This window comes from uncultured Slackia sp. (genome assembly GCF_944321625.1).
Taxonomy (GTDB): domain Bacteria; phylum Actinomycetota; class Coriobacteriia; order Coriobacteriales; family Eggerthellaceae; genus Slackia.
On the sequence record NZ_CALUMA010000105.1, the window covers coordinates 1 to 7,569 of the forward strand.

Sequence of the window (7,569 nt, forward strand, 5' to 3'; positions counted from 1 at the left end):
GAGCTGGATAGCCTTGAACGAGGAGCGCCGCGTACTGCGTACGCAAGCGAAGAGTGAATGGCTAGCCGGCCGTCAGATTTGACCGCAGCGGCGGCCCGTTCCGCCGTTCGGCAGAACGGCGGAACTACTCCAGACCGTCGATGTAGGTGCAGAGCTGCCCGATGGTCTCCAGACCCACGGGCTCGCCGAACTCGACCTCGCAGCGGTCCTCGATCTCGGAGATGAGCTCCACCATGTCCAGGGAGTCGATGCCCAGGCCCTCGAAGGTGGCCTCGGGAGTCACGGTTTCGGCGTCGATGTCGAGGTTCTCGGACAGGATCTCTTTGACGATGTCGATGGTTGCCATGGTAATTTCCTCTTTCTTTTGATTGTTCGCCCCGTGTCGGTCTACGATCCGGGGCTTTCCCTATACGGCGGGTCGCTACTTGGCTTCGCGCGCCGCCGCCATACCCTTTTCGTGGTCCTCGAAGAACGTTTTGACTTTGCTCAGCGCGCGCGCCAAGACGACTTCCTCCTCGGAGGTGAGGTTCGCCAGCGCGTTGTCGATCATCTGGCGGTGAAACAACTCGTGCGTGCGATACGCCGAACGCCCCGCGGCGGTCAGCGACACAAGCACCTGGCGGCGGTCCTCCTCGCTGCGAGAGCGCACGACGAAGCCCTTCGCTACTAGCCTGCTCACCGATGCCGTGAGCGTCGCGAGCGTCACGCCCAAACGCGCCGCCACCACGTTCATGGGGCTGGAATCATGCAGCCCCACCGCATGAATGGTGTGAATCTCGGCGATGGTGAGGCCATCGGTCAGGCGATTGTTCAGCACGTCCTCCTCTACGCGAAGGATGCTGTTGAACGTCTCGACCAAAAGCTCGTTGAGTTCTGCGCGGCGTGCTGCCGTCTCAGTCATGATTCGTCCTTCCGGAGGGCATTTACATATCGCGCGGGGCGATTGCGATGGCGTAAGCACCCATGCCAAGGTGCGTGGCGATGATGCAGCCGCAGGCGTCAACCGACGTCAGCTCGAACTCGGCGCCGGTTTCCTTCAGGGCCTCGACGAACGAGTCGACGGCGCCCTGGTTGCGCGCATGGGCGATGCGGATGACCGACGGGCCATGCTCGTCGATGTAGTCCTTGGCAAACTGGACGCAGCGCTTGATCTGGCCCTTGGCACCCTTCGCCTTGTCGTAAGGAAGCACCAGGCCATTCTCGTTGGACAGCGTGAACAGCATGCGGATGTTCAAAAGAGAAGCCTGACCGGCCTGCTCCTCGGGCAGACGGCCGCCCTTGACCAGGTTCTCCAGCGTTTCAGTGGCGAGGACGATCTGGGAGGCGTCGCGGTAGGCCACCAGCTTGTCGTACATCTCGTCGAGGTCGCAGCCGGCGTCGCGCAGCTCGCACGCCTTGTCCACCAGCAGGCCCAGCTTGGAGCTAGCAGCGCGCGAATCGAAAGCCTTCACCGGAATGGGCGAGGTCTGGGCGGCCAGCTCGGCTGCCTGCATGGTGCCCGAAAGCGTGGGCGCGATGTGCAGGGTGATGGCGCCCTCATACCCCTCGGCGGCAAGGCGCTCGAACGCCCGGGAGAACGCATGGGGCGAAGGTTGAGAGCTCTTGGGCAGAGCCTCGGAGGCAATCATCTTGTCGTAGAACTGCTCGGAGCTGAGCTCGTACTGGTCGGTGAACGTTTCCTCCCCGAACGCGACCGTCAGGGGAACCATGGTCACGCCGTGGGCGGCGTAATCCTCGAGATGCCAGTCGCACGTCGAGTCGGTAAGAATGGCGATTTTCACGCTAGACACTCCTTTTCTCGTTGACGACGAGGACGCGGCGGCAGAATCGACCAGCGAAAGCGAGCCGGTTTCCTGATTGCGCGCAGCAACGCGTCCTTCGCTCGAACCGCAAAGGAGTATACCTTAATGTTTTGATAATCAAACTATTTTATGGTCTAACCATATATCCTACTGAAAAAGACCGCAACTGAAGCTGCGGTCTCACCCATGCAGGAGCCCGCCTGTGTCCCACCTACGCGTTCGTATTGACGCCCAAGGCCTCGTAGATGTCGTGAACCGCATAGAGCGAACCGAAGCAACAGGCCACGCCCTTCTCGCCGTCAGATGCGGCGGCATCGCGGGCGGCGCGGGCGGCATCGCCCACATTGGGGCACACGCGCACGTCAAGCGCTGCCAGACCCAGCTCATCGGCAACCTGGTGAACCGCATCGGCCAGATCAGCGGCCGAAAGCGCCCGCTCGTTGTCGGCCTGCTCGCAGCAGAAGAAGCGTTTGGCGAGCGGCAGCACATCGGCCAGCATCGCGCGATAATTCTTGTCGCGCAGCACGCTCATGGAAAACGTCACGCCGCCCTGCGGGAAATACTCTTGCAGCGACGACGCCAGCGCGCGTGCGCCCTGTTCGTTGTGACCGCCGTCGACGATGACCGCAGGATTTTCCCCCACCACCTCGAAGCGACCCGGCCAGCGCGTGGATTCAAGCCCCTGCTTGATCGCCTCGTCGGAGATGTCGAAGCCGCGCGTGCGCAGAAGCCGCGCGAGCTCGATGGCCATGACGGCATTGGAAGGCTGGTAGACGCCGGCGAGGCGCAGGTGCACATCGGTGATGCCGTCGTAGGAAAACACCTGTTGCAAACCCTCCGTCCGTGCATGGATGCGCCCGAAGCGCGGCACCATGACCGGAGCGCCTACCTCGCGAGCGCGGTCGCGGACGACCGTCATCGCGTCATCGCTTTGGGCAGCGCACACCACCGGCACGCCCGGCTTGATGATGCCCGCCTTTTCGGCAGCGATCTTAGCAACGGTACCGCCCAGCACATGCGTGTGGTCGAGCGAGATAGGCGCGATGGCGCAGGCCACCGGATTGACCACGTTCGTAGAATCGAGGCGACCGCCCAGACCCACCTCGAGCACCACTGCGTCGCACCCCACGCGCGCGAAATGCAGCAGCGCGACGGCTGTTATGAGTTCGAACGCCGTCGGATGCTCGTCCATCGCTTCGGCCGCGTCGCGCACCTCGCAGGCAACCGCATACAAATCCTCGTCGGAAATGTCCTGGCGGTTCACCTGCACGCGCTCGTTGAAGCGCAGGATATACGGCGACGTGAACAGACCCGTCTTGTAGCCCGCCGCCTGCAGGATACCCGCAAGGAACGCGCACGTGGAACCCTTGCCGTTGGTTCCCGCAACATGAATGATGCGCGGCCCGTCTTGGGGACGTCCTAAGCGCTCGAGCAGCTCCTCGGTACGATGCAGCCCCAAGCGCACATCGCGCCACGCCCCCTGCTGGAGGTATACCTTGGGATCGAATTCTTCAGTCATGCCCTATGCCCTCGGTTGTTGCAGAAATTGACCCAGCGTCCTAAAGTCCTCCTCGAGCGACTCGCGCTTGGTGCGGTCGTAAATGGCGGCCGCCGGATGAAACACGGGGAACACCTTGAAGCGGCCCGTCTGCTCCAAGCGTCCGTGCAGCTTGGTGATGCCGCGGTCGGTACGCAGAATGAACTTCGTGGCGAAGTTGCCCATGGTCACGATGTACTCGGGGCCGATCGCGCGCACCTGGTCGCGCAAAAACGGTGCGCACAGGCCAATCTCGTCGGGCTGGGGGTCGCGGTTCGAAGGCGGACGGCACTTGAGCACGTTGCCGATGAACACCTCTTCGCGTGTGAGGCCCGCATATCCCAAAAGCTCGGTGAGGTATTTGCCCGCTGCGCCCACGAACGGACGGCCCTGCAAGTCCTCGTTCTTGCCGGGCGCTTCGCCGATGAGCATCACGCGCGCCTCGGGATTGCCAAAGCCGGGCACCACGTTGGTGCGCCCCTCGCACAGGTAGCACTGGCGGCATCCCGCCACGCTCTGCGCGATCATGTCCAAAAGCTGCTCGGACGTCTCGTCGCCCACGGGCGAGATGGTCTTGAAATGGTCGTTCACGATGGTCATGGCCGAATCCTTCTTGGAATCCTTCTTATCGTCAATAAAGCGTCGCGCCCGAATTGCCCGGCACGCGGCGCCCTCGCGTCTTATCGCAGATACACCTTGGGCATGCGGGCCGAAAGCGCGCAGCACACCTCGTGCGGGATGGTCCCCAGCATGTCGGCGATGTCCTCGATGCCCACGGCTGCCGCGCCCTGGGCGCCCACCAGCAGCACCTCGTCGCCTACCTGGGGATCCAGGCGGCGGTGCGACCCGTAGCTGCGCATGTCCACCTCGAACATGCACTGATCCATGCAGATGTTGCCCACCTGGCGGCACAGCCTGCCGTCGTAGACCACCGACGCACGGCCCGACAGCGCGCGGGCGTAGCCGTCGGCGTAACCCACGGGAATCGCGCAGATCTTGACCGACCCGGGGCTTCGGTAGTTCATGCCGTAGCTCACGCCTTCGCTCATCGGAGGCATGTTGACGGCGGTGATGCGCGCATGCACGCTCATCGCGGGGCGCAGGTCAAAGCGGCCGCGCGTCTCGGGGCACGGATGGAAGCCGTACATGGAAATGCCCAAACGAGCCATGTCCATATGCGTCTCGGGATAGCGCAGAAGCGCCGCGGAATTGGCGCAGTGCACAAGACCCGGGTTGATGCCCATGGAGCGAATGGCAGAAATGGTTTCGGTGAAGCGGCGGAACTGCATGTTGAAGTCGAGCGTCTCGGAGCAGTCCGCCGTCGCGAAGTGCGTGAACGTGCCTTCCTGCGACAGCGCGCGGTGGAAGCTGATCTGGCGCAGAAATTCCACCGCCTCGTCGAAACGCACGCCGATGCGGTTCATGCCCGTGTTCACGGCCAGATGGAACGGAGCGCGCATGCCGTGGGCATCGGCCTCTTCGGCATAGGCGATGGCGAATTCCGCCGTATACACCGACGGCATGAGGTTGTAAGCGAGCAGCACCGGAACGGCGGTCACGGGAGGCTCGGACAGCACCAGAATAGGCGCGTCGATGCCCGCCTCGCGCAGTTCGACGCCCTCGTTCACCGTGGCGACGGCGATCTGGGCGGCACCCGCGGAAAGCGCCGTGCGCGCCACCGCCACCGCACCGTGCCCGTAGCCGTTGGCCTTGACCACGGCCATGAGGCGGCACCCGGGCGTGAGACGTCGCTTCGCCACCGCCACGTTATTGCGGATGGCGGAAAGGTCGATTTCGACCCACGACCAGCGACGATCGGGACCCGTAATGCCCTCGAGGCGCTCCTCGGAAAACTCGTTGGGCTCCGCCTTCGTGCGGTACTGCGCATCGGAACGCTCGCGCGCGGCGCGCAGAAACTCCTGCACGTCACGCCCCGTCGATGCGCCCTGCGCACCGAAAGCGTTGAAGCCGTTCATATCCATTCCCTCTTCCGAATCCCCTGCTTCTACTTGCTCATCTTGCGCGCGTACAGCGCGTTGTTGGCGGCCAGCCACGTTTCGATGGTGCCGGTGTCGAAGCCGTCTTCCTCGGAGATGACCAGCGCGTACATCTCTTCTTCCTTGAGCACGGCATCAAGCGCGTCGGTGAGCTGAATCTCGCCGCCCACGGTGGGCTTGGCGTCGGCCAGAAGCTCCATCACGCGGGGCGAGAGCAGGTAGCGGCCGAATACGGAAAGGTTGGACGGGGCGTCTTCCAGCTTGGGCTTTTCCACCAGGCCGTTCACCTTCCACACGCCCTCTTCCACCTCGACGCCGTCGATGATGCCGAAGCGGCTCACCTGCTCGTCGGGCACGGGCAGCACGGCAATCACGCTGGCGCCGCCGTGGGCGCGGGAGATTTCGAGCATCTTGGGGCACACGTTGTTGTCGGGCACCAGCACGTCGCCCAGAAGCACGAAGAACGGCTCATCGGCCGTGGCCTCCGCCGCGCAGTGGATAGCGTGGCCCAGACCCAGCGGCTCGTCCTGATAGACGTAGGACACGTTGAGATTGCCCACGCGCTCGACCTCATCGGCATAGGCGTCCTTGCCGCGGGCGCGCAGTGTTGCCACGAGCTCCGGGTCAGGCGAAAAATGCTTCTCGATGGAGACCTTCTCGCGGCTGTTGATGATGACCACCTCGTCGGCGCCAGAGGCAAGGCCCTCTTCCACCACGTACTGGATAGCCGGGCGGTCTACCACCAGCAGCATCTCTTTGGGCTGCGCCTTGGTGGCGGGAAGGAAACGGGTGCCCATGCCTGCCGCGGGAATCAATGCCTTCATGCGGTTGCTCCTTGTCTGTTCGAATGCCTCAACCGAGAGGCACGTTCACGCCGCGCTCATGGACCGGCAGTGCCATGCCCGTCGCATGGGAATCGCTCGACATCCGCATGCGCACAAGCAGCAACGGGCCGGCGGCGATTTTGACCATAACAGGAATATTGTACTGCACTTTGGCGCAGCCGGCGCATGCCCCACGAAGGCTGCATGTATCGACGCTATAGGGATGGGTGGCAGACACGATGCGAACGATGCGCAAAACCGTCGCTAATCGAAGTCAAACTTCGAATAGGCTCGGTTTTGCGCTGCGAACGCCGATCAATCACGCATTTTCTTCCTCGAGAAAAACTCTGACCTGGAGTTTTATCTTTCAATTCGCTTGTTTTCCCACTGACAAGGTGGCTTACGCGCGCATAACCGCTTCAACTCGAAAACGAACTGCGATTTGAAGCGATTTTGCGCTCTCCAATTCGCCTCTCCCGATTATGCCGGACAAACGCTCTCGGCCACTTCGGTACACGACCCTCAGCAATTGCCGCCTCGGTATACGATCCGCAGCAATTATGCGACATGGAAACGACTTGCGATGCCGCTCCAAGCCTTCATCCTACTTCGAAAAATTAACGTGTGCTTCAGGTACGGGATCAAGATTCACGCTTCAGCCTCCCCGAGCATCTTATTTCTCCGAAAGCTGCACGATGGCAAGGCAGGCAAGGCCGATGCCCAGCATGGCGAGCGCCGAGCCCGTTTCGACTTGGCCGAGAAATGCAAGCACTGCCACCGCGACGCCCATCGCGAGAGCGACCGCCTTGAGCGCAAGGTCGATGAAGCTGGCGATTTTCGCGCTTGTCTCCCCTTCCGAGCGAGCGGTTTTTGCCTGCAGCAATTCTTCGACCGACACATCGAGCACCTCGGCGAGTCGCGGCAGGGAGCTCACGTCGGGAAGCGAAAGATCACGTTCCCACTTGGACACTGCCTTATCGGTAACGCCCATCTTCTGGGCGAGCTCGAGCTGGGTCATGCCCTTCTCTTTGCGCAGCGATGCCACCTTGCCGCCGAATGTTTCCTTTTGCATGAGACTCCTCGTTTCTTGGTAATGGTCGCCATTATGCCAGACGCAACCTTTCCCGTTCGCCTGTCGCATCGGCACGGCACTGATTTCACGTATCGAATTCGATGGCTGCATCATTGCACACGCGGCCCAGCAACTCTACCGACCCTCAGTAGAGTTCACTCGACCGTTGGTAGAGTCCCAGTTCAGCGCCTTTCTCCTGTCGTTTGACCCGATTAGGGCGCACCAAGACGAAGGCGCGCAACGGATTGTTGCTCGACGAGGATTCACCACGATGGCTAGAATGGCGAAAAGACGTGCATCGGTGCCGCATTCAAGGAAAGGAATTCCCATGGCAATC

At 62.2% G+C, this 7,569-nt stretch carries 8 protein-coding genes; all 8 read right to left on the reverse strand.

Annotated elements, in window-relative coordinates:
• Nucleotides 1–124: 124 nt before the first annotated feature.
• The 8 genes from Q0J60_RS08950 to Q0J60_RS08985 all read right to left on the reverse strand — a co-directional run bounded on the left by Q0J60_RS08950 (nucleotide 125) and on the right by Q0J60_RS08985 (nucleotide 7,232).
• A complete protein-coding gene (locus Q0J60_RS08950; RefSeq protein WP_294440720.1) occupies nucleotides 125–346 on the reverse strand; it encodes an acyl carrier protein in 222 nt (73 codons plus the stop codon).
• A gap of 75 nt (nucleotides 347–421) precedes the next feature.
• Nucleotides 422–901 carry a MarR family winged helix-turn-helix transcriptional regulator gene (locus tag Q0J60_RS08955; RefSeq protein WP_294440722.1) on the reverse strand — a complete coding sequence of 160 codons (480 nt, stop codon included), beginning with the start codon at nucleotides 899–901 and terminating at the stop codon, nucleotides 422–424.
• Between the two features lie 22 nt (nucleotides 902–923).
• On the reverse strand, nucleotides 924–1,781 hold the full coding sequence (locus tag Q0J60_RS08960) for a DegV family protein (RefSeq protein WP_294440724.1): 858 nt from the start codon (nucleotides 1,779–1,781) through the stop codon (nucleotides 924–926).
• Between the two features lie 232 nt (nucleotides 1,782–2,013).
• The gene (locus Q0J60_RS08965) at nucleotides 2,014–3,321 is read right to left on the reverse strand and encodes a folylpolyglutamate synthase/dihydrofolate synthase family protein (RefSeq protein ID WP_294440727.1); all 1,308 of its coding nucleotides are present in this window, start codon (nucleotides 3,319–3,321) and stop codon (nucleotides 2,014–2,016) included.
• Between the two features lie 3 nt (nucleotides 3,322–3,324).
• A complete protein-coding gene (locus Q0J60_RS08970) occupies nucleotides 3,325–3,939 on the reverse strand; it encodes a uracil-DNA glycosylase (RefSeq protein WP_294440729.1) in 615 nt (204 codons plus the stop codon).
• Between the two features lie 80 nt (nucleotides 3,940–4,019).
• Nucleotides 4,020–5,315: an alanine racemase gene (alr, locus tag Q0J60_RS08975; protein ID WP_294440731.1), complete on the reverse strand. Its 1,296-nt coding sequence runs from the start codon at nucleotides 5,313–5,315 to the stop codon at nucleotides 4,020–4,022.
• A 29-nt stretch (nucleotides 5,316–5,344) separates the two neighbouring features.
• Nucleotides 5,345–6,160 carry a UTP--glucose-1-phosphate uridylyltransferase gene (locus tag Q0J60_RS08980; protein ID WP_294440734.1) on the reverse strand — a complete coding sequence of 272 codons (816 nt, stop codon included), beginning with the start codon at nucleotides 6,158–6,160 and terminating at the stop codon, nucleotides 5,345–5,347.
• A 673-nt stretch (nucleotides 6,161–6,833) separates the two neighbouring features.
• Entirely contained in the window at nucleotides 6,834–7,232 is a 399-nt protein-coding gene (locus tag Q0J60_RS08985; protein ID WP_294440736.1) for a helix-turn-helix domain-containing protein, read from the reverse strand.
• Nucleotides 7,233–7,569: the final 337 nt, after the last annotated feature.